This window comes from Tardiphaga sp. 215_C5_N2_1 (assembly GCF_052076055.1).
Lineage (GTDB): Bacteria > Pseudomonadota > Alphaproteobacteria > Rhizobiales > Xanthobacteraceae > Tardiphaga > Tardiphaga robiniae.
The window spans coordinates 4,260,998-4,283,159 of sequence record NZ_CP197240.1 but is presented as its reverse complement, the minus strand read 5'-3'; the positions used below and the strand labels follow the sequence as shown (position 1 = coordinate 4,283,159).

The 22,162-nt window shown below is 61.7% G+C and carries 20 protein-coding genes; 14 read left to right on the top strand and 6 right to left on the bottom strand.

Translation table 11 applies throughout. The annotated features are described in order from the left end of the window. Window positions 1–9 precede the first annotated feature (9 nt). The 3 genes from AB7828_RS20345 to ccoS all read left to right on the top strand — a co-directional run bounded on the left by AB7828_RS20345 (window position 10) and on the right by ccoS (window position 3,296). Window positions 10–810, top strand: a complete 801-nt coding sequence (locus tag AB7828_RS20345) for a DUF2189 domain-containing protein (RefSeq protein ID WP_441231018.1) — start codon at window positions 10–12, stop codon at window positions 808–810. A gap of 69 nt (window positions 811–879) precedes the next feature. Continuing rightward, a complete protein-coding gene (locus AB7828_RS20340) occupies window positions 880–3,144 on the top strand; it encodes a cation-translocating P-type ATPase (RefSeq protein WP_441231017.1) in 2,265 nt (754 codons plus the stop codon). Beyond that, window positions 3,141–3,296: a cbb3-type cytochrome oxidase assembly protein CcoS gene (ccoS, locus tag AB7828_RS20335; RefSeq protein ID WP_089263381.1), complete on the top strand. Its 156-nt coding sequence runs from the start codon at window positions 3,141–3,143 to the stop codon at window positions 3,294–3,296. Before AB7828_RS20340 ends, ccoS begins: the two co-directional genes overlap by 4 nt. Before the next feature lie 101 nt (window positions 3,297–3,397). Here the strand turns inward: ccoS and AB7828_RS20330 are convergent, their stop codons facing one another. Then, on the bottom strand, window positions 3,398–4,732 hold the full coding sequence (locus AB7828_RS20330; protein ID WP_441231016.1) for an MFS transporter: 1,335 nt from the start codon (window positions 4,730–4,732) through the stop codon (window positions 3,398–3,400). Between the two features lie 177 nt (window positions 4,733–4,909). Here AB7828_RS20330 and cyoA point away from each other — a divergent pair, with 177 nt between their 5' ends. From cyoA to AB7828_RS20295, 7 genes are all read left to right on the top strand, one after another. Continuing rightward, window positions 4,910–6,076, top strand: coding sequence for a ubiquinol oxidase subunit II (gene cyoA / locus AB7828_RS20325; protein WP_441232285.1), 1,167 nt, complete (start codon window positions 4,910–4,912; stop codon window positions 6,074–6,076). Window positions 6,077–6,090: 14 nt separating this feature from the next. Continuing rightward, window positions 6,091–8,115 carry a cytochrome o ubiquinol oxidase subunit I gene (cyoB, locus tag AB7828_RS20320; RefSeq protein WP_231078730.1) on the top strand — a complete coding sequence of 675 codons (2,025 nt, stop codon included), beginning with the start codon at window positions 6,091–6,093 and terminating at the stop codon, window positions 8,113–8,115. Further along, window positions 8,112–8,744, top strand: a complete 633-nt coding sequence (gene cyoC, locus AB7828_RS20315; RefSeq protein ID WP_441231015.1) for a cytochrome o ubiquinol oxidase subunit III — start codon at window positions 8,112–8,114, stop codon at window positions 8,742–8,744. Before cyoB ends, cyoC begins: the two co-directional genes overlap by 4 nt. After that, window positions 8,741–9,130: a cytochrome o ubiquinol oxidase subunit IV gene (gene cyoD, locus AB7828_RS20310; protein WP_093757703.1), complete on the top strand. Its 390-nt coding sequence runs from the start codon at window positions 8,741–8,743 to the stop codon at window positions 9,128–9,130. Before cyoC ends, cyoD begins: the two co-directional genes overlap by 4 nt. After that, a complete protein-coding gene (locus tag AB7828_RS20305; protein WP_441231014.1) occupies window positions 9,130–9,951 on the top strand; it encodes an SURF1 family protein in 822 nt (273 codons plus the stop codon). The genes cyoD and AB7828_RS20305 overlap by 1 nt, the downstream gene beginning before the upstream one ends. A 174-nt stretch (window positions 9,952–10,125) precedes the next feature. Further along, complete coding sequence (locus AB7828_RS20300) at window positions 10,126–11,409, top strand: ATP-binding protein (protein WP_441232284.1); 1,284 nt, start codon at window positions 10,126–10,128, stop codon at window positions 11,407–11,409. Continuing rightward, the gene (locus tag AB7828_RS20295; RefSeq protein ID WP_231078731.1) at window positions 11,399–11,932 is read left to right on the top strand and encodes a response regulator transcription factor; all 534 of its coding nucleotides are present in this window, start codon (window positions 11,399–11,401) and stop codon (window positions 11,930–11,932) included. The genes AB7828_RS20300 and AB7828_RS20295 overlap by 11 nt, the downstream gene beginning before the upstream one ends. Window positions 11,933–11,971: 39 nt before the next feature. Here AB7828_RS20295 and AB7828_RS20290 read toward each other — a convergent pair whose 3' ends face one another. The 4 genes from AB7828_RS20290 to AB7828_RS20275 form a co-directional block, all read right to left on the bottom strand. Further along, a complete protein-coding gene (locus AB7828_RS20290) occupies window positions 11,972–13,357 on the bottom strand; it encodes an amidohydrolase family protein (RefSeq protein WP_441231013.1) in 1,386 nt (461 codons plus the stop codon). 67 nt (window positions 13,358–13,424) lie between these two features. Beyond that, window positions 13,425–14,450 carry an ABC transporter substrate-binding protein gene (locus AB7828_RS20285; protein WP_120287570.1) on the bottom strand — a complete coding sequence of 342 codons (1,026 nt, stop codon included), beginning with the start codon at window positions 14,448–14,450 and terminating at the stop codon, window positions 13,425–13,427. Window positions 14,451–14,477: 27 nt separating this feature from the next. Continuing rightward, window positions 14,478–15,251: an ABC transporter permease gene (locus AB7828_RS20280; RefSeq protein ID WP_441231012.1), complete on the bottom strand. Its 774-nt coding sequence runs from the start codon at window positions 15,249–15,251 to the stop codon at window positions 14,478–14,480. Between the two features lie 3 nt (window positions 15,252–15,254). Further along, window positions 15,255–16,109 carry an ABC transporter ATP-binding protein gene (locus tag AB7828_RS20275; protein WP_441231011.1) on the bottom strand — a complete coding sequence of 285 codons (855 nt, stop codon included), beginning with the start codon at window positions 16,107–16,109 and terminating at the stop codon, window positions 15,255–15,257. 165 nt (window positions 16,110–16,274) lie between these two features. On the opposite strand from AB7828_RS20275, the gene AB7828_RS20270 reads away from it, so the two are divergent. After that, window positions 16,275–16,976 carry a GntR family transcriptional regulator gene (locus AB7828_RS20270; protein WP_439074237.1) on the top strand — a complete coding sequence of 234 codons (702 nt, stop codon included), beginning with the start codon at window positions 16,275–16,277 and terminating at the stop codon, window positions 16,974–16,976. A gap of 14 nt (window positions 16,977–16,990) precedes the next feature. Here the strand turns inward: AB7828_RS20270 and AB7828_RS20265 are convergent, their stop codons facing one another. Continuing rightward, window positions 16,991–18,385 (bottom strand): PLP-dependent aminotransferase family protein, encoded by a 1,395-nt coding sequence (locus tag AB7828_RS20265; RefSeq protein WP_441231010.1) that lies wholly within the window; start codon window positions 18,383–18,385, stop codon window positions 16,991–16,993. 272 nt (window positions 18,386–18,657) lie between these two features. Here AB7828_RS20265 and AB7828_RS20260 point away from each other — a divergent pair, with 272 nt between their 5' ends. The 3 genes from AB7828_RS20260 to AB7828_RS20250 all read left to right on the top strand — a co-directional run bounded on the left by AB7828_RS20260 (window position 18,658) and on the right by AB7828_RS20250 (window position 22,129). Continuing rightward, the gene (locus AB7828_RS20260; protein ID WP_441231009.1) at window positions 18,658–19,968 is read left to right on the top strand and encodes a hydroxymethylglutaryl-CoA reductase, degradative; all 1,311 of its coding nucleotides are present in this window, start codon (window positions 18,658–18,660) and stop codon (window positions 19,966–19,968) included. 164 nt (window positions 19,969–20,132) lie between these two features. Continuing rightward, window positions 20,133–21,371 carry a CaiB/BaiF CoA transferase family protein gene (locus AB7828_RS20255; RefSeq protein WP_441231008.1) on the top strand — a complete coding sequence of 413 codons (1,239 nt, stop codon included), beginning with the start codon at window positions 20,133–20,135 and terminating at the stop codon, window positions 21,369–21,371. Then, window positions 21,371–22,129, top strand: a complete 759-nt coding sequence (locus AB7828_RS20250) for an enoyl-CoA hydratase/isomerase family protein (RefSeq protein WP_441231007.1) — start codon at window positions 21,371–21,373, stop codon at window positions 22,127–22,129. The genes AB7828_RS20255 and AB7828_RS20250 overlap by 1 nt, the downstream gene beginning before the upstream one ends. Window positions 22,130–22,162 lie beyond the last annotated feature (33 nt).

Sequence of the window (22,162 nt, the reverse complement as noted above, 5' to 3'; positions counted from 1 at the left end):
AGGTCGAAGATGACTCTTCCAGCCGTTGCCCCTCCGCGGCCGCCCTCGGTGTCGTGGAATCGCCATGTCGCGCCATCCGTCGCCTTTGACTGGCTCAAAGCCGGCTGGCGCGATCTGACAATTATCCCGTCGGTGAGCCTCAGCTATGGCGTGCTCGTTTTCGCGGTCTCGGTCGTCCTGGTCGGCGGGTTGTTCGCCTTTGGCTGGGACTACATCCTGTTTCCGGCCTTTGCCGGCTTCATGGTGGTCGGGCCGGTACTCGCCATCGGACTCTATGAGAAGAGCCGCCGGATCGCCGCCCATGAGCGTGTCTCGCTGTTGCAGATAATTCTCGTCCGGCCGAAGTCGGGCGGGCAGTTGCTGTTCGCGGGCCTCTTGTTGTGCTCGCTGATGTTGGTCTGGATCCGCGCCGCGGTGATCATCTACGCGCTGTTTTTCGGCATGAACCCGTTTCCCGGCCTCGATGGCGTCGCTTCCATGCTGTTCACCACACCCGTCGGCTGGGCGATGCTGATCGCCGGCACCGCGGTCGGCGGCATCTTTGCGGCATTCTCCTTTGCGATCAGCGTGTTCGCCATTCCCATGCTGCTCAACGAACGCGTCGATGCGCTTACCGCCATGGGCACCAGTATGGGAATGGTCTGGGCCAATCTGCCGGTCATGCTGACCTGGGCGGGAATCGCGCTGGCTTTGTTCTTGATCAATGTCATGACCGGCCTGCTCGGTATGATCGTCGTGTTTCCCGTGCTCGGTCACGGGACATGGCACGCCTATGTGGCGATGAAGCCGGGTGTCGAGGTGACTGGCTAAAGCATGATCCGGAGAAGCGGGAACCGGTTTCCGAAAGGATCATGTGCAAAGTGAGAAACGAGGTCTCCGATGAGTTGCTGTGGCTCAGGAGCAGAATTGGCCATACTGTCGGCGCCGGATCCGCGCGAAATCCTGCTGGTCAGCCGGACCATTGCGGGCGGTTTGAGGCAGACCGATCTCTCGGTGCCGGACGTTCATTGCGGCGCCTGTATTCGCACGGTCGAACAAGCGCTTGGTGCGCTTGACGGCGTAACATGGGCGCGGGTGAATCTCTCGACCAAGCGCGTCACCATCAAATGGCGCGCCGATGCCGCACCGCCGCCTTTCATCGAAACGCTGCGCAAAGTCGGCTATGAAGCGCATCTGTTCGAGGTCGACGGCGATGCCACGGATACGACGCTGTCGGAACTGATCCGTGCGCTCGCGGTATCGGGCTTTGCGGCCAGCAACATCATGTTGCTATCGGTCTCGGTGTGGTCCGGTGCCGAGCCCGCGACGCGCGATCTGTTCCACGGTATCTCTGCGCTGATCGCGCTGCCGACGCTGATCTATTCCGGCCGGGTATTCTTTCGCTCGGCCTGGCAGGCACTGCGTCACGGTCGCACCAATATGGATGTGCCAATCTCGCTCGGCGTGTTGCTGGCCTTCGGCATGAGCCTGTATGAGACTGCGATCCATGGTCCGCATGCCTATTTCGATGCGTCGGTGTCGCTACTGTTCTTCCTGCTGATCGGCCGCACCCTCGATCACATGATGCGCGAGCGCGCGCGTGTCGCGGTGAAGGGGCTCGCACGCCTGGCGGCGCGGGGTGCGCTGGTTCTGCAGAGTGACGGTGCGCAGATCTATCTGCCGGTCGGTGAAATCACTGTGGGTATGACCATCATGCTTGCTGCCGGCGAGCGCGTGCCGGTCGATTCGCAGGTGACCAAGGGTCTGTCGGAACTCGATGTCTCGCTGGTGTCAGGCGAAAGCGTGCCGCAGCCGGCACTGCCGGGGTCGGTGCTGCGCGCGGGCACATTGAATCTGACGGGGCCGCTGACGATTACCGCGATGGCCTCTGCCAACGAGTCGTTCCTCGCCGAGATGCTGCGGATGATGGAAGCCGCGGAGCAGGGCCGTTCGGTCTATCGCCGCATCGCCGATCGTGCAGCTGGGCTCTATGCGCCGGTCGTACATCTCACCGCGGCCATCACACTCGTCGGCTGGCTCGTTGTGTCCGGCGATGTGCATCGCGCGATCACCATTGCAGTGGCGGTGCTGATCATCACTTGTCCTTGTGCGCTTGGCTTAGCTGTGCCGATGGTGCAGGTGGTTGCTGCGCGGCGGCTGTTTGAGAGCGGCATCATGATCAAGGATGGCGGGGCGCTTGAGCGTCTCGCCGAGATCGATACGGTGGTGTTCGACAAGACGGGCACACTGACGCTTGGCAATGCCCGCGTCGTCAATTCGGACAACGTCGATCCTGCGACCCTGGCGCTGGCCGGCGCGATCGCCGCGCATTCACGTCATCCCTATTCGCGTGCACTCGCTGCTGCCGTTTCAACAACGACGACTCCGATTGCGCTCGATGATGTCTCCGAACATCCGGGCTGCGGCATGGAAGCGCGCTTCGGCGGCAACGTGCTGCGCCTCGGCCGGCCGGAATGGGCCCTCGCCGATACCAGCGGTATGGATCTCGATGGATCCTCCGTCGTGTTGTCGCGCGATGGACAATGCGTGGCGGATTTCCGCTTTGAGGATCGGTTGCGCGAGGGCGCAACTGAGACGGTCGGCGCGTTGAAGCGCAACGGGCTCGCTGTCGAAGTCGTTTCGGGAGATCGTGAGACGCCGGTGCGGATGCTTGCGAGTGGCATGAGCGTGCCGCATTTCGCGGGCGTGCTGCCGGGCGGCAAGGCGGCGCATGTGGCGAAGCTGGCATCGGCCGGCAAGAAGGTCCTGATGGTCGGCGACGGGCTCAATGACACGCCGGCGCTGATGGCCGCGCATGCGTCGATGGCGCCGGCGTCGGCTGCCGATGTCGGGCGCAACGCCGCAGATCTCGTCTTCCTGCGCGAGGATCTGTCGGCCGTGTCTCAGGCAATCGCGGTCTCGCGCGAGGCAGGGCATCTCGTGCGGCAGAATCTCGCGCTGGCAGTCGGCTACAATCTCATTGCGGTGCCGATCGCGATCATGGGTCACGTCACGCCGCTAGTTGCCGCGATTGCGATGTCCGGTTCGTCCATCGTCGTGGTGGCCAACGCGCTGCGGCTGCGTGGCCGCGGCAAGTCCGACAAGTCTCAGGGCGCAAGCGCATCAACGCCGCGAATGTCAGTCAGAATGGAGCCGGCGGAATGACAGACTATTTCTATCTGATTCCGATCGCCATCGGGCTTGGCCTATGCGGCCTCGCGGCGTTCCTGTGGTCGCTGAAATCAGGCCAGTATGACGATCTGCAGGGCGCCGCCGAACGCATCCTGCATCAGGATGATGTGCCGCTGTCGCATTAGCGAAGTAGATGCCGGTTCGCGTCAGGAAAACGAGTCAAAACAAAAAGAAAGAGCCCCGGTCCTGCTCAGAACCGGGGCTCTTTCTTCAGCGGCAGTGTTGCTTACGGCTGGATCGCCGAGGCGTCGCGGCTGGCGAACTGCCGGTTGATCGAGATCGCAAGCAGGGTCACGACCGCGCCCGACAGCAGATACACGCCCGACGAGGACAGGCCGAAGCGGCTCGACATCACCAGCGCCACGAATGGTGCGAAGCCGGCGCCGAACAGCCAGGCAAGGTCGGTGGTGAGCGCCGAACCCGTATAGCGGAAGCGCTTCGAGAAGCTCGATGCAACCGAGCCCGACGACTGACCGAGCGACAGGCCGAGCAGGATGAAGCCGGTCACCATGAAGGCCAGTTCCCCGACGATGCCGCCGTCCAGCATCTGCGGAGCGAAGCCGCTAAACACGGCGATGGCAATCGCCGAGCCGGTCAGCAGCGTGCGGCGACCGACCTTGTCGGCGACATAGCCCGACACGATCATGGCGACGATGCCGAAGACGGCGCCGATACATTCGACGATCAGGAAGCGGCCGGGTGCTTCGCGGGTGAACAGGAACACCCATGAGAGCGGGAACACTGTGACCATGTGGAACAGTGCGAAGCTCGCCAGCGGTGCGAAGGCGCCGATAACAACGGTGCGGCCCTGCTGGGCGATCGTCTCGGTGATCGAAGACGGCTCGAGTTCGCGGGCTTCGAAGAGTTCGGTGTAGCCCGGCGTCACCACCATGCGCAGGCGCGCGAACAGGGCGACGACATTGATGGCGAAAGCAACGAAGAACGGATAGCGCCAGCCCCAGTCGAGAAAGTCGTCAGCGGACAGCGTGTCGACGAAGAAGGCGAACAGCGCGCTCGCCACCAGAAGGCCGATCGGCGCGCCGAGCTGCGGGATCATGGCGTACCAGCCCTTCCTGCCTTCCGGCGCATTGAGCGCCAGCAGCGAAGCAAGGCCGTCCCAGGTGCCGCCCCAGGAAATACCCTGGCCAATACGTGCAGCAGCCAGCAGCCACGCCGATGCGACGCCGATGGATTCGTGGCTGGGCAGGAAGGCGATGGCGACGGTGGCAACGCCGAGCAGGAACAGCGCGATGGTCAGTTTGGCGCCTTTGCCCTGGCTGCGATCGATGGCCGTGAAGATCATCGTGCCGATCGGGCGGGCGATGAATGCCAGCGAAAAGATCGCAAAGGAATAGAGTGTGCCGGTCAGAGGATCGAGATAGGGGAAGACGAGCTTTGGAAACACCAGCACCGAAGCGATCGCATAGACGAAGAAGTCAAAGAACTCGGAGGTCCGGCCGATGATGACGCCAATGGCGATCTCGCCCGGGTTAACCGCTCCGTGGCCATCCGTGTGCAGAAGGCGTGCGTCCCGTTCGATCGTCGATGACGTCTGCGCCATTTTTTCTATCCGTCGGTGGTGTGTTGAAGGTCATGCAATCGACGCCCAAAGGGCGACGCGAGGTTGACGATTTGTCGCGAACCGCGTCTTCGGACCATTGGACAAATTGTCCAATGTTGCCCTGCAGCAAATACGCCTAACCGTGCGCGCGACGGACATTATTGAATGGGTAACACCTTGAGCCGCCTACGGATACTCCTTTTGCTGCCCTTGGTTGCCTTGCTGGGCGGATGCAATTTCGTCGTGATGAATCCTGCGGGTGACATCGCAGTGCAGCAACGCGATCTCGTGGTCATTTCCACGGTGTTGATGCTGCTGATCATCGTGCCGGTGATGGCCCTGATCGTGTTCTTCGCCTGGAAGTACCGGCAGTCGAATGCCGACGCGAAATACGAGCCGGACTGGGATCACTCGACCCATCTCGAGCTGGTCATCTGGTCGATGCCCCTCCTCATCATCATCTGTCTCGGCGCCGTGACCTGGTCCAGCACGCATCTGCTCGACCCGTATCGTCGGCTCGACCGGATTGCGCCCGGCAATGCTGCGAGCCTTCTGGAGCCGCTGCAGGTCGAAGTCGTCGCGCTCGACTGGAAGTGGCTGTTCTTCTACCCGGAATACGGCATTGCTACGGTCAATGAACTGGCCGCGCCGGTCGATCGTCCGGTGCGCTTCAAGATCACTGCTTCGTCGGTGATGAACTCTTTCTATATCCCCGCGCTCGCCGGCCAGATCTACGCGATGCCCGGCATGGAAACCAAGCTGCACGCGGTCATCAACAAGGCTGGCGTCTATGACGGCTTTTCGGCGAACTATAGCGGCGTCGGCTTCTCCGGCATGCGCTTCAAGTTCCATGGCGTCGATCAGGCCGGCTTTGATGCCTGGATCGCCAAGGCCAAGGCGAGCAATGAGACGCTGAGCCGCGAGGCCTATCTGGATCTCGAAAAGCCCAGCGAGAATGTGCCGGTGCGTCTCTACAAGGAAGTCGCGCCTGACCTCTACAAGGCGATCCTCAACATGTGCGCCCAGCCCGGCAAGATGTGCATGAGTGAAATGATGGCGATGGATGCGAAGGGTGGCCTCGGCCTCGCCAGCGCTCGCAACATCCTGCCGCTGAAATACAATATCTCGATGCTCGACGGCACAAGCTCGACGAAGAACTACGTCGCCAGCGTCTGTACCCTTGCCGAGGCCGCACGCGAAGCAGCCGATCACCGCTCGACGACGACTCCACTCGACCCGACACCGGTCACCGGTGCCGGTCTCGCGCGCCCGGGTGCCGCCCCCGCGCCGTTCAATTTCACGCCTGCGCCGCCGCCTGCCGAGCGGCGCGCTTCCAACACCTGATCGGGTCGATCTAAATGTCTGATACAGCCGCACTGGCAAATACCGGGCTTGCGAAGTTCATCTTCGGCCGCTTGACGCTTGAGTCGTTTCCATATCATGAGCCGATTCTGGTCGCGACTTTCGCGATGGTCGCGCTCGGCGGCATCGTGCTGCTCGGCGCGCTGACCTATTTCAAGCTGTGGGGCTATCTCTGGAAGGAGTGGTTCACCAGCGTGGACCACAAGAAGATCGGCATCATGTATATGGTGCTGGGCATCGTCATGCTGCTGCGCGGTTTCGCCGACGCGATCATGATGCGCGCCCAGCAAGCCATGGCCTTCAACGGCTCCGAAGGTTTCTTGCCCGCCCATCACTACGATCAGGTGTTCACGGCGCATGGCGTGATCATGATCTTCTTCGTCGCGATGCCGCTGGTCACCGGCCTGATGAACTACATCGTGCCGCTGCAGATCGGTGCGCGCGACGTGTCGTTCCCGTTCCTGAACAATTTCAGCTTCTGGATGACCACCGGTGGCGCCATCCTTGTCATGATGTCGCTGTTCGTCGGTGAGTTCGCCAAGACCGGCTGGCTGGCTTATCCGCCGCTATCGAACATCGGCTACAGTCCGGATGTCGGCGTCGACTACTATATCTGGGCGCTGCAGGTGGCCGGCGTTGGCACGACGCTGTCGGGCATCAACCTGATTGCGACCATCGTGAAGATGCGTGCGCCGGGCATGACCATGATGAAGATGCCGATCTTCACCTGGACCTCGCTCTGCACCAACGTCCTGATCGTCGCGTCCTTCCCGATCCTGACCGCCGTACTCGCGCTGTTGTCGCTGGATCGTTATGTCGGCACCAACTTCTTCACGAACGATCTCGGCGGCAACCCGATGATGTATGTGAACCTGATCTGGATCTGGGGCCATCCGGAGGTTTACATCCTGATCCTGCCGCTGTTCGGCGTGTTCTCGGAAGTGACCTCGACCTTCTCGGGCAAGAAGCTGTTTGGCTACACCTCGATGGTCTACGCCACGCTGGTCATCACGATCTTGTCCTATCTGGTCTGGTTGCATCACTTCTTCACCATGGGCTCGGGCGCCAGCGTGAATTCCTTCTTCGGCATCACGACGATGATCATCTCGATCCCGACGGGCGCGAAGATATTCAACTGGCTGTTCACAATGTATCGCGGCCGCATCCGGTTCGAACTGCCGATGATGTGGACGATTGCCTTCATGCTGACCTTCGTAATCGGCGGCATGACCGGCGTTCTGCTCGCAGTACCGCCGGCCGACTTCGTCCTGCATAACAGCCTGTTCCTGATCGCTCACTTCCACAACGTGATCATCGGTGGCGTGGTGTTCGGCATCTTCGCTGCCATCAACTTCTGGTTCCCGAAGGCCTTCGGCTTCAAGCTCGATCAGTTCTGGGGCAAGGTCTCGTTCTGGGGCTGGGTCCTCGGCTTTTACTTTGCCTTCATGCCGCTCTATGTGCTTGGTCTGATGGGCGTCACCCGCCGCCTGCGCACCTTCGACGATCCGTCGCTGCAGATCTGGTTCGTCATCGCCGCCTTCGGTGCGGTTCTGATCGCGATCGGCATCGGTGCTTTCCTCGTCCAGATCGCCGTCAGCATCTGGAATCGCGAGAAGCTGCGCGATACCACGGGCGATCCCTGGAACGGGCGCACGCTGGAATGGGCAACGTCGTCGCCGCCGCCGGATTACAACTTCGCTTTCACCCCGGTCATTCACGACAATGACTCGTGGTGGGACATGAAGCGCCGCGGTTATACGCGCCCGCTGGAGGGCTTCAGGCCGATCCATATGCCAAAGAACACCGGCACCGGCGTGATCCTCTCGATCTTGGCCACGGCGATGGGCTTCGCCCTGATCTGGTACATGTGGTGGCTCGCGGCCCTGAGCTTCGTTGCCATCGTCGGCGTCGCGATCTTCCATACCTTCAACTACAACCGTGACTTCCACATTCCGTTGGAGGACGTCATCCGTACCGAAGGCGAGCGTACGAAACTTCTCGCAGTGCAGGCCGCGTCATGAACGTACCGACCCAAACGATAAACGGCACTGAAGTGCCGGTCTTCTACGTCGTCGATGAACACGATCATCCGGCCGGTTCCAGCACCATGCTGGGCTTCTGGCTCTACCTGATGAGCGATTGCCTCATCTTCGCGATGCTGTTCGCCACCTTCGGCGTACTCGGCGGCAGCTATGCTGCGGGCCCCGGGCCGAAGGATTTGTTCGACCTCAAGCTCGTCGCGCTTAACACCGCGATGTTGCTGTTTTCGTCGATCACCTACGGCTTCGCGATGCTGGAGATGATGAAGGGCAGAGTGAAGTCGACCCAAATATGGCTCGGCATCACCGGTCTGTTCGGCCTCGCGTTCCTCTGCATCGAACTCTATGAGTTCCATCACATGATCCACGAAGGTGCAGGCCCCTGGCGCAGCGCCTTCCTGTCGTCCTTCTTCACGCTGGTCGGCACCCACGGTCTGCACGTCACCTTCGGTATCATCTGGCTGGTGACGCTGATGGTGCAGGTCGCCCGTTTCGGCCTGATCGAGGCGAACCAGCGCCGGCTGATGTGCCTGAGCATGTTCTGGCATTTCCTCGACGTCGTCTGGATCGGCGTCTTCACCTTTGTTTATCTGCTGGGAGTGCTGCGATGAGCGCCGATGCACATGCCGCGCACGGACATGGTCACGATGACCACGGCCACGACGACGGCCGCGACCATGGTTCGTTCAAGTCGTATATGACTGGCTTCGTCCTCTCGGTCATCCTTACCGCCATTCCATTCTGGCTGGTGATGACGGGCGCGATCGAGAACAAGAACTGGACCATCGCGATCGTCGTTGCGTTCGCTGTGGTGCAGATCGTGGTTCACATGGTCTACTTCCTGCACATGAACACGACGTCGGATGCCGGCTGGACCATGATGGCGCTGATCTTCACGATCATCATCGTCGTGATTGCGCTGAGCGGTTCGCTCTGGGTGATGTACCACCTCAACGTCAACATGATGCCGGTTCACGACATGAGGAATATGCCCTGATGGCCACGGCGCGCGCCAACGACGGGATCGTCGTAGGCCGCCCGGCCAGACAGGAGTCATCTGAATCGAAAATGGAATCCGGGCGGTCGCCACGTCGCGCGACAACCCTCACGGTGCTGGGCTTGCTGGCACTGCTCGGGATCGCGGGATTGACCGCGCTGGGCATCTGGCAGGTCGAACGCCGCGCCTGGAAACTGGATCTGATCGCACGTGTCGATCAGCGCAGCCACGCCGCGCCCGAAGCTGCACCCGGGCCTGCGGCGTGGCCTGCGATCAATCGCAATGACGATGAATATCGTCGCGTCAGCGTCACCGGGCGGTTTGTGCCGGGCGCCGATACTTTGGTGCAGGCTGTCTCGGATCTCGGCGCCGGTTTCTGGGTGCTGACGCCGCTGCGCGCCGAGGCCGGATACACTGTGCTGGTGAATCGGGGCTTCGTCAGCCCCGACGAGCGCAAAGCCGGCGCATTCGCGGCGCCCGCGACGTCGGTGTTGGTGACGGGCCTGTTGCGCGTCACCGAACCGAAGGGCGGGTTCCTGCGCTCAAATGATCCCGCTGCCCAGCGCTGGTATTCCCGCGACGTCGAGGCGATTGCCGCCAGCCAGAAGCCCGGCGCTGTCGCACCCTATTTCATCGATGCCAATGCCGCGCTGGACGCGCCGGGGCAGCCCCATGGTGGCCTGACCGTGATCGCCTTCCCGAACAACCACGTGGTCTATGCCATCACCTGGTTCGGCCTCGCTTTGATGCTGGCGGGCGGTGCCCTGTTCGTCGCTCGCGACGAGTGGCGGATTCGGAAAAAATCACTACCTCGCGTATGACGTCTTGTATGACGCGCTGGTCCGATTCAGGCCGGCCGATCAAGCTGACGGGGCCAGATGCCGGGTTTGGGAGCAGAGAGCAAGGTGGGCACACCAGACGTCACTGGCGTCAGCGCGGTTGCCGCGTCACCAGTCGACGCGACGGGTGTCACCACACCCGTTGCAGTCCCGGCTCTGCCGCTCGACGAGACCACCAATATCAAGAACATCAATCTGCTGATCCAGTTGCGCTGGATCGCAGTGGTCGGGCAGGTCCTGACCATCGGCTTGGTGCATCTGGTGATGGGCATTTCGCTACCACTGATGGCCATGGTCATGGTGCTGTGCGGCTCAGTATTCCTGAATGTCATCAGCCAGGAGTGGTTGCGCCAGCAGACTGACGCGCGTGACCGCGAACTGCTTCTGCTTTTGCTGCTCGACGTCGCGGCGCTGACCGCCCAGCTTTATCTGAGCGGCGGCGCCACAAATCCATTCATATCGCTCTATCTCCTGCAGGTTACGCTCGGGGCGATGTTGCTGAACGGCCGCTCGACCTGGGTCGTTGTTGTTGTCGCCTGTCTGTGCTTCGCCGGGCTGATCGTGTTTCATCGCCCCCTCGATCTGCCGGACGCGCTGCGCAACGATCTGTTCCAGTTGCACATCATCGGCATGTTGATCTGCTTCGTGCTCGACGCGGCGCTGATCGTCGTTTTCATGACCCGCATTGCAGAAAACCTGCGCGAGCGCGACGAGGGTCTGGCAGCGCTGCGTCAGCAGGCCGCGGAGGAGGATCATATTGTGCGTATGGGTCTGCTCGCCTCCGGCGCGGCGCATGAACTCGGTACGCCGCTGGCCTCACTGTCGGTGATCCTCAGTGACTGGCGCCGGATGCCGGAACTTGCAGGCAACCCGGAGCTGATGGAAGAGATCAGCGAGATGCAGGCCGATGTGCAGCGCTGCAAGTCGATCGTCACTGGCATTCTCATGTCAGCGGGCGACATGCGCGGCGAGGCGCCGGTTGTGACGACCGTCAACGGCTTCTTCGGCGAACTGGTCGAGGACTGGCGTGGCGCGCGCTCGATCAACACGCTGGTCTATGAGAATCGCTTCGGCGAGGACATGCCGATTGTGTCGGACTCGGCGTTGAAGCAGATGATCTTCAACGTGCTCGATAACGCCAACGAGGTATCGCCGCTCTGGGTTCGCCTCGCCATCGAGCGCGATGGCGATTCGCTGGTGCTGAAGGTCAGCGACATGGGACCGGGTTTCGCCAAGGAGATGCTGGCGAATTTCGGCAAGCCCTATAATTCAAGTAAGGGCCAGTCCGGGCGCGGGCTCGGTCTGTTTCTGGTGGTCAATGCCGTCCGCAAATTGGGCGGTACGGTGGTGGCGGAGAATCGTCCTGTGGGCGGTGCCCTCGTGACGTTGTCGCTACCACTATCCGCCCTCGCGATTGGAGCGCGCAAACATGTCGGATGAACGTCTGCTGGTCATTGTCGAGGATGACGAGGGTTTCGCGCGCACGCTGAAGCGATCGTTCGAGCGTCGCGGTTACACCGTGCTGCATTCCGAGGGCTTCGAGACCTTGACCGAGGTGCTCGGCGACAAGGTGCCGGGCTATGCGGTGGTCGATCTCAAGCTCGGCGGAGCCTCGGGCCTGGCTTGTGTCGAGGCGTTGCATGCGCTGAGCCCTGAGATGCTGATCGTAGTGCTCACCGGCTATGCCAGCATTGCCACGGCGGTGGAGGCGATCAAGCTCGGCGCGTGTCATTACCTCGCCAAGCCTTCGAACACCGACGATATTGAGGAAGCGTTTCAGAAGGCGACCGGCGATGTGCAAGTGGCGCTCACGGAACGTCCGACCTCGATCAAGACGCTGGAATGGGAACGCATCCACCAGACGCTGGTGGAGAGCGATTTCAACATTTCGGAGACGGCGCGCCGCCTCGGCATGCATCGCCGCACGCTGGCACGAAAGCTGGAAAAACGTCAGGTGAACTGAAGCCGCTGAAGGTTTGGTGAGCTAGCAGCGCCCCCGCTGCTAGCAACACCCCTGTTGCCGGAACCAGTGCGACACGGCGCTTTCGAACGGTGCCCAGGCGCGTTCGAACGCCTTGAACTGGGGCACGCTCTTGCGATAGAGCCCGCGCAACTCGGTCTCCATGGCCTCTAGGTCGACGCCGGTCGGCTTGCCATCGCGGCTGATGGTGCGCCCGTCGACCACGACATCGCGGATGCAGCTCGTATTGCCGCGCGCAAACAGCATGTCGATCGGATCGACCGGCATGATGGCATCGCGGTCGAGCTGACCAATATCGAGTGTCACGAAATCAGCGGCTTCTCCGGCGGCGAGCATGCCCGATCCCGGCGCGCCGATCGACTTCCGGCCGTTGCGGACGGCGAGCGTGAGAAACTCCGCACGACTCCATGTGCGGTCGAAGCCGAGGCCGTCATGCGCCATCTGCACGAGACGCATTTCGCGGATCGCATCATCGTCCTCGTCGAGGGCGACACCGTCGATGCCGACGGCGATCGGGCAGCCACGGCGATGCGCATCGGCAATCGGAGCGAGGCCGGAATGCAGATGCAGATTGGAGCTGAAATTCGTCACGATGGTTGCGCCAGACTCGGCGATCATATCGAGTTCGTCCGGCCGGGCATGAATACAATGCGCCAGCGTGAGCCGGTTCGACAGCAGGCCGATGTCTTTCAGATAGCGCACAATGCCGCTCGGAAAAGCGCGGTCGGCCCATTGCCGCTGATAGATGGTCTCGAGCAGATGCATGTGCACGCGCCGGCCGGTCGTCGCGGAGCGCTCAGCAATGGCTTCGAGCAGTACAGACGAGCACCACTGGACGCCGGCCGGACCGTATTGCACATCGATCATCGGACCGGCGATGGCGGCATGAATGGCTTCGACGCGGTCGAGATATTCCGATGGTGTCGGGCTCGGACGAACGAACATGTCCTGGATCGTGCTGCGGTCGTCTTCGGGCAATGCGGCAAGCACGTCGGCGCTATCGCCATAGACGATCGGGTTCTGGTCGCGTACGGCCAGCGCGAAGGCCAGCCGGATGCCGACATCGCTCGCGGCCTTTGCGATTGCGATCGACTCATCGACGATCGGCATCTTGCCGCTCGGCCGGGTATAATGAATCATCGCGCCGCCGCAGCCTGCACGCGCCGCACGGGCGAGCGAGACAGCGGCGACGAGATAGGGATCTGGCGGCGTGCCGAATGCCGAGCGGACGATCCACGATTCCAGCGGCATGTTCGATGCGCCGAAGGATGTCATGGACGGCCGGGCGTGGTCGTGGGCGTTGACCAGTGCGGGGATGATCAGGTGATTTGTCTGCGGCGAAATATGCGCGCCGGCCGAGACGCTCGTGATCAGGCCATCCGCATGGTGGATGCTGGCCTGAGGCACGAGGCCTCGATCTGCGCCGGTGAAAATATTCGTCGCAGACAGGATCCCGTTCATCCGCGTGCAAGCCTTAGTTCGCCGTATAGACCAGTTCGCGATCCCCGCGCGCCGGCAGGAATTCGCGCGAGAATACTTCCTTCGGGGTCGGGGTGCGCTTCAAGTCGTAACCTTCGACGACCATGCCGATGGCACGGGTCATGCGGTCATCCTTGATGTCGCCAACGCCGATTTCTTTCATCTCGGGCGAGACCATCAGCTTGTCGAAAGAATACTGCAGGCGGCGCTTCTCGACGGGGACATCGACGAGGTTGTCGAAGGCGACGACCGAAGCCATGCCGGCATTCTGATCCTTGGCGACGGCGATGTTAGCCTTGTTGATGGCGCGGACCAGACCGGCAACGGCCTTGGGATTCGAGGCTAGCAGCTTCTGCGACACCATCACGCCGTTGGAATACAGGTCGAGGCCGAATTCACCGAAGGAGAACCACTTGTAATCCTTCTCGGGATCCTGACGGTTCAGGACGAGGTTGAAATAGCTGGTGATGTTGAACACCAGCGCGGCGTCGATATCGCCCTTGATCAGCATCGGCTCCTGCAGATTGGGAGCCATGTTCGTGACCTTGATCTTGTCGGCCGCAAGGCCGTTCTTCTGGATGAAGACAGGCAACAGACGGGTCGTCGGCGTGCCTTGCGCGCCGCCCAGCGTGTGTCCTTCGAAATCCTTGATCGTTTTGATGCCGCTGGTGTTCTTGGTGACGATCGAGAAGGGAGGCTGGTTCCACATCATATAGACCATCACCGGCGCGTCCTGTGGGCGCGTCGAGGAGTTCTGGATGATGGCGTTGACGTCGCCGAAGCCAGCGTCCCAGGCGCCGGACATGATGCGGGTCACTGTTGCGCCCGAGCCTTCGCCCTGATCGATGACAACGTTCAGGCCCTCTTCCTTGAAGTAGCCCTTGTCCTTCGCGTAGAAGAATGCCGCATCACTGCCCTGGGTTTTCCAGCCCAGCGTGAACTTGATGGTCGTCTCCTGAGCGAAGGCAGAGCCTGTGAGCAGGACGCTGCCGACTGCGAGGGCGGTCAATCTCTTCAACATGATATTCTCCTGGTTGATGTGGGTGGATTAGGTGGCAACGAGATCGTTCTTGCGTGTGGCCCAGCCGGTCACACGCGCCTCGATCAGAGAGAAAATGACGTAGAGCGCCACGCCAAGGATCGCGAGAATGAACAGGCAGGCGAACACCAGCGGGACGTTGAAGTTCGACGATGCGCTCATCATCACATTGCCGATGCCGCGATTCGACGCGACGGTCTCGGCCAGAACGGCACCGACAAAGGCGTAGCTGACCGCGACTTTCAGCGAGGCAAAGAAGAACGGCATGGTGCGCGGCAGGCCGACATTCCAGAGAATGTCCATCTTGCTGGCGCCGAGTGCCTTCAGCACGTCTTCCAGCTCCGGTTCAGTGGTAGCGAGGCCGGTCGCGATATTGACGACGATGGGGAAGAAGCAGATCGACAGCGCGGTAAGAATCGCAGGCACGGAGCCCGAGCCGAACCAGAGAACGAAGATTGGCACGACGGCGACTTTTGGAATCGACGAGAAGCCGACCAGCAGAGGATAAGCGGTGTCATAGGCGACTTTCGAGACGCCGATGACCGCGCCCAGCACGACACCGAGACCGACGCCAAGCACGAAGCCGGCCATGGTCGTGCCGAGAGTCTGTAGAATATGCGGCCACAGGATCGGGAAGCGCGCGATCAGCGTCGCAATGATTTCCGTCGGGCGCGGAAGAACCAGATCCGACACGCCCGACATGGCGCAAAATAATTGCCATCCGGCGAAGAAGATGACGATCAGTCCGAACGACCAGAGTTTCTGACGCAGGCCTACACTCATGACCTATGCCTCCTGCGCTTCGGGAGCGTTGCTCCGGGCGTTGACGATGAATTCACGCAGGCGCTGATTGAGTGCGACGAAATCAGGCTCGAAAGTCATGGGGATGGTGCGCGGGCGCGGGAAGTCCACCGGGCTGTCGTCGAGGATGCGGCCCGGTCGTGCGCTCATCACGCAGATGCGGCTGGCCAGGAAGCCGGCTTCGCGGAGGTCATGCGTTACCAGCAGCACTGTCGGTTTGTGTTGCAGCCAGAGGCTCTGCAGGATCGACCAGAGTTCTTCCTTGGTGAACTGGTCGAGCGCGCCGAACGGCTCGTCGAGCAGCAACATACGCGGCTCATGGATCAGCGCGCGGCACAGATTGGCCCGCTGCAGCATGCCGCCGGACAACTGCCAGGGATACTTGTTGCCGAAGTCCTTGAGGCCGACCTGGGCCAGCAATGCATGCGCCTTGTCGCGAAATTCGCCTTTGCGCTTCTGTCGATACTCCGACCGGAACGGCTCCACGATCTTGAGCGGCAACATGATGTTCCGCTCGATGGTCAGCCAGGGCAGCATGGTCGGGTTCTGGAAGGCCATGCCGATCCGCAATGCCTTGGCGGCGACCTCACGCCCGCCAACGATGACGACGCCGGTGGTCGGGCGGAGCAGATTGCTGACGAGCTTGAGGATCGTCGACTTTCCGCAGCCGGAGGGGCCGACAAGGGCAAGGAATTCGCCGTCGGGGATGATAAGGTTCGTCTCCGCAAGCGCCGGCGTGGCGGTCGGGCCGCGGCCGAACGTTACCGAGGTCGCTGACAGTTCAACGGCGGTCGGTCTGCGTTGGCCCTCGGTGGGTCCATTTTCTTGCATACTTGTCATGGCAATAAGTGCATGCAATTGGGGTGCCACTTGAGTCCGGGGCGAAACGTTGTCATTTTATGTTCGCTCGCCATTCCCTGAGGAATTATTGGGCAGTCACTCTCCTCGATTGCATGCACTTCGGGCACGGCCGAGAATGCCCAAATCGCGACAGGTTCGATCTGAATGCCAGAAGCGCCGAATTCAAAAGACAAGGTTGGGATGATCTGCCGCGCGCTGCGGCGGGCGATCATCGAGCAGGCTCTGGAACCCGGCGCCAAGCTTCCCGAGGACTCCTTGGGTGAGCGCTTTGGCGTCAGCCGCACCATTGCGCGCTATGCACTCGGGCAACTGGCGTCCGAGGGGCTTGTGGAGCTGCGACGTAACCGCATCGCTGTGGTCGTGACGCCGAGCTGGCAGGACGCGCGCGACATCTTCGACATCCGGATGGATCTCGAGCGGCTGATCGTCCGCAAGATCGCCGGCAAGCTCAGCAGCAGCCAGATCGCGCGCCTCAAGGCGCATGTCGAGGCGGAGCGCGAGGCGCATGACGGGCCGAACGCCGTGTCCATTCGCCTGGCGACTGAATTTCATATCATGCTGGCGTCGATGACCAACAGCCCGGTGCTGGTCCGCTATGTCAGCGAGATCGCCTATCGCTGTTGTCTGACACTGTCGCTGTTCAGTCGCCCGCATTCGTCGGAATGCGGCATCAGCGAGCATATCGCGATCATCGAGGCGCTTCAGGACGGCGACGCCAACAAGGCGATGTCGCTGATGCATTCGCATCTGGACTCGGTCGCCAACCGCGCGCTGGTGGAGCCGACCCCGGCGCGGGGCCGGGATCTGCTCGACGTACTGGCCCCCTATACCGAGGAAGCGACCTGAAGGCGTCGTGGCGTCTATTGCAACCGGCGCAGCAGAAATTCGTAGAATTTTGGATTGTCCGCCCGCGACACATTGATCCTGATCGCCCGTGCTAGCGGACTGTTCTTGTCGAGGCAGAACAGGCTTCCCGGCGCGATGAAGATGCTGTCCTTCGCGCCTTCGCGCGCCAGCGCCATATCGTCGATTCCGTCCGGCAGCAGCAGATACAGGTAATAGCCCGTGCGTGCGTCGGCATAGAGCGGATGTCCGCCGCGCACGAGATTGGCGCGCACCTGGCCCATGGCGGCTTCACTCCGCTGTCCCAGCCGCTTCAGGTGCCGTTCATAGTGGCCGTCCGCGAGCAGCCGGTGCAGCAGTCGCTCCACATGGCCTGAACTGTTGACGGTGGTAAGCATCTTCAATTCGGCCAGCGTCGCGATGCGGTCGCTGCGGGCCGCGATGAAGCCCGATCGCAGGCTCGCCGACAGCGTCTTCGAAAAGGTTCCGATCGAGATCACATTGTTCAACTGATCGAGCGTCGCCAGCCGGCTGTTCACCGCCATCGGCAGATCGGCAAACGGGTCGTCCTCGACGATCACGAGGTTCGATCGCATCGCCGTCTGAAGCACCGCATGCGCCACGGGCAGCGTGATCGATCCTCCGGTCGGATTGTGGCCAAGCGACTGCGTGAAAAACAGCTTCGGCCGCTCCGACTGGATCTTTGCGGCGAGGTCGTCGACATCCGGCCCATCCGCCAGGCGGCGAACGCCGACGATGCGAACCTGCGCCAGCGTGAGCTTTGCGAACAGAGGATAATAGCCGGGCTCGTCCACCAGCACTGTATCGCCAGGCGACAGCATCGCGCGGATGATCAGGTCGAGCGCGTGATTGGCTCCGAATGTGAGCAGAAGCCCGTCTTCCTTCACCGCGATTTGCTGGGCCTGCAGCCGCAATGCGATCTGTTGTCGGAGCGGCAGGAATCCGAGCGCGGAGCCATAGGCGTCAGCGGCGGCCGGCAGGATCCGTCCGGTCCCGCTCAGATGGCGCTTGATCTCCGATTGCTCCGTCCACGAAGCCGGCGGCCGTCCGTCGCCGACGCGGATCTCGAAATTCTGCGAGAGCTGGGCACTTAGCAGCGATGCGATGTCGACGGCTTCGCTCACGTGTTTCGGTCGCCCGCCATCATCGCCGCGATAGATGACAACGAAACCGGAGCCTGCCTTTGCCGCGACGAGATTGCCAAGCACCAGTCGGTCATAGGCTTCGACCACGGTGTTCTTCGACACGCCAAATTCCCCGGCGGCCTTTCTGATCGAGGGCAGGCGGTTGCCTTCCGGCAATGCGCCGGAGAGGATTTGCACACGCAACCGGCCGGCCAAAGTCTCGGCCAGCGTTGTGCCGCGGTCGGACGGCTCACGAGAAGCGGTCAAGCAATGCCTCCAGGTGCAGTGCTGGACGGTCCATCGGAACCGTACCTTTCTCCAAGAGCGACAAGATTGAATTCAATCGTCCAGTCTCATGTCTTCGCGCAGATGGACCTGGTCTGCGCTCATTTGCACGGAAGAATGCTGCATCCGCGAATACAGAGGTCATATCGCCATGGGTACAGTCTAGGACAATATTTCAGAACTGTCTCTTTCGGACGTCATCCGCGGATGCCTAACGTGCCGCCAACAGAAGACCCTGTGTGGGAGGCGCCGCAATGGCCGGTTCGAAGTCGGGCGAACAGCCCGGAAAGATCTATTCGCGTTTGGAAAATCTGCGCAATCTCGCGCCTGCCGAAAGGCTGGACCGTGTGATCGACGCGACCTCGCTCGGTGATACCGAGCGCGCGGCCTTCGGCCCCGGTGCGCTGCCGCTCGAACTCGCCAATGGCATGATCGAGAATGTCATCGGCACGTTCGAACTGCCGGTCGGTATCGCCACCAATTTCACCGTGAACGGCCGTGATTACCTGATTCCGATGGCGGTCGAGGAGCCGTCGGTGGTGGCCGCGGCGTCCTATATGGCGCGCATCGTTCGCAAATGCGGCGGTTTCCAGACCTCAAGCTCCGCGCCGATCATGCGTGCGCAGGTGCAGGTGCTGGGTGTCACCGATGTGCATGGCGCCCGCGCCCGCGTATTGCGTGAGCGCGATGCCATCATCGAGGCGGCCAATGCCAAGGACAAGGTGCTGATCTCGCTCGGCGGCGGCTGCCGCGACGTCGAGGTGCATGTGTTCGAAGACACGCCGGTGGGGCCGATGATGGCCGTGCATCTCATCGTCGACGTGCGCGATGCCATGGGCGCCAACACCGTCAACACGATGGCGGAGACGGTCGCGCCGCTGATCGAGAAGATCACAGGCGGAACCGTGCGTCTGCGCATCCTGTCGAACTATGCCGATCTGCGCATCGCGCGTGCCATGGTGCGCGTCACACCGGAAGCGCTGAAGACCGACGAATACAGCGGCGAGCGGATCGCCCGCGGCATCGTCGAGGCCTGCGCGTTTGCGATCGTCGATCCCTACCGCGCTGCGACCCACAACAAGGGCATCATGAACGGTATCGATCCCGTCGTGGTCGCCACCGGCAATGACTGGCGCGCCATCGAGGCCGGCGCCCATGTCTGGGCCTCGCGCTCCGGCCGCTACACCTCGCTCACCAATTGGGAAATCGATGGCAAGGGCAATCTCGTCGGCACCATTGAGATGCCGATGGCGCTCGGCCTCGTCGGCGGTGCCACCAAGACCCATCCCGCTGCGCGAGCGGCCCTGAAGATACTTGGCGTGCAGAGTGCGCAGGAGCTGGCGGAAGTCGCCGTTGCCGTCGGTCTGGCGCAGAACATGGGCGCGCTTCGTGCGCTGGCCACCGAAGGCATCCAGAAGGGGCACATGGCACTGCATGCGCGCAACATCGCCATCGTCGCCGGCGCCACCGGTGACGAGATCGAGATGGTCGCCGTCGCGCTCGCCGCCAATCACGACGTGCGTGTTGATCGCGCCAAGGAAGTTCTCGAGAAGCTGCGTTCGTAGAAGTGGAGGCGTTCTAACGCCACTTTGTGCAACGCAACTTCGTGCAGGCATCACGCCTGCACGGCCGGCGGGTATGAAAATGTATCTTCGATACTCATGCTCTTGTACGAAAACCATGCGTGCCGATGTTGTCGGCGGATATTCGTATGGACTGGGAGGATGATGTGAACACAGCAGAAAAGATAGGTGGGCTCAAGGAGCGCAACGGTCCTCTCAAGGGCGTGACGGTGCTTGACATCACGCGTGTTGTCGCAGGTCCATTCTGCTCGATGTTGTTCGCAGACCTGGGTGCCACCGTGATCAAGGTGGAGCATCCCGGAGAGCCGGATTATGCGCGGACCTTTCCACCCTTCGTCGGCAACGACGATGAGCAACTCAGCGCCTTCTTCACACAGTTCAACCGCAACAAGAGGGGCATTACGCTCAATCTGAAATCCGATGATGGCAAGGCCCTGCTGAAGAAGCTGGTGCAGAAGGCCGACATCCTCGTCGAGAACTTCCGTCCCGGCACCATGGACAAGCTTGGCCTCAGCTACGAGGTGCTGCGCGAACTCAATCCCAGGCTCGTCTATACCGCTATCAGTGGCTTCGGTCGCACAGGTCCAAATTCATCCAAGCCGGCCTATGACAATACGGGGCAGGCGGCCGGCGGGCTGTGGTCGATGAATGGCTATGCCGACATGCCGCCCGTTCGCGTCGGCACGATCATCGGGGACCTCGCCGCTTCCCTCTATGCGGCTATCGGAACGCTCGCAGCATTGCGAGAGGCGGAGAAGACCGGCGTCGGTCAGGTGGTCGATGTGTCTCAGCAAGACTCCGTGCTGACTCTGACCGAGAACGCCGTGGTCCGTTACACCGCGCAGAAAGAAGTCGCCTCGCCACTGGGCAACGATCATCCGTTCGTTCGGCCCTATGGCCAGTTTCCCTGCAAGGACGGTTACGTTTTCTTCGGCGGCTACACCGACAAGTTCTGGGCGATTACCTGCACGCTGTTCGGCGAGCCGGAACAGGCCAAAGATCCTGCCATCGATACGATGGAGAAGCGGTTCGATCACGCGGTGGCAGAGACCAGGGTCAAGCCGCTGCTGGAACGCTGGTTCGCGAACTACACCAAGGCCGAACTCGAGGAGATGGCCGGCGACAAGATACCGCTCAGCGCCATCAAGACCATCGCCGAAGTGGTGGAAGACCCGCACATCGCTGCGCGTAACATGATCGTCGACGTTCCGATCGCCGGAAAGCTGATCGGCATGTTCGGTCTGCCGATCAAGCTATCCGGTGCGGGACAGATGTCGTTCGAAAAAGCGCCGCTGCCTGGCGAGGACAATGCAGAGGTTCTCTCCCGGTTGGCGGATGTCACGGCGGCCGAACTGGCGCGTCTCAAGGCGTCGGGAGCGATCTGATGGCGATTGATTTCACCAAGGACAGTCACGTGGCAACGGTCCGGATCAACCGGCCGGACAAGATGAATGCGCTGACGCTCGCCATGTATGACGACCTCGGCCGCGCATTCCACGCCATCAAGGATGACGATGAGATCCGGGCCGTGGTGCTGACCGGTGCGGGCGATCGCGCCTTCTGCGTCGGTGCTGACCTCCGGGAGTCTATTCCTGCACTTGCGGCGGACACGATCGACATCTCTGCCTGGGATCCGGCGCACATCAAGTTTCCCGGATTCTATAAGCCGGTCATCAGCGCCATTCGCGGCATGTGCATGGGCGGCGGGTTCGAGATCATGCTGGCGACGGACATCCGGATCGCGGCGCGCGACGCTGTCTTTCAACTGCCCGAACCGAAGCACGGTTTCGTGCCGGCGGGAGGCACGCTCGTGCGCCTGGTCCGGCAGATCGGCTACGCGCATGCCATGGAGATCATGCTGACGGTAGAGCGCTTTTCCGCGGATGACATGCTTGCCAAAGGCGTCGTCAACCGGGTTGTCGATTCCGATCAAGTCGAACCGCTGGCCTATGAGATGGCAGCCAAGATCGCGGCACTGAGTCCGGTCGCCATCCAGACCATCAAGGAAGCGGCGCTGACGCTTCAGGACCTGCCGCTCGCAGAGGCATTTCGCGTGGAGGCCGCGCTCGGTCAGCGCACCTTCACGAGTGCGGATGCCAAGCTTGGCTTGGCTGCGTTTGCGAACAGAGGAAACGGGAAGTGACGATGCGATAGGTCCCTGGAGAGATCGCGCGTT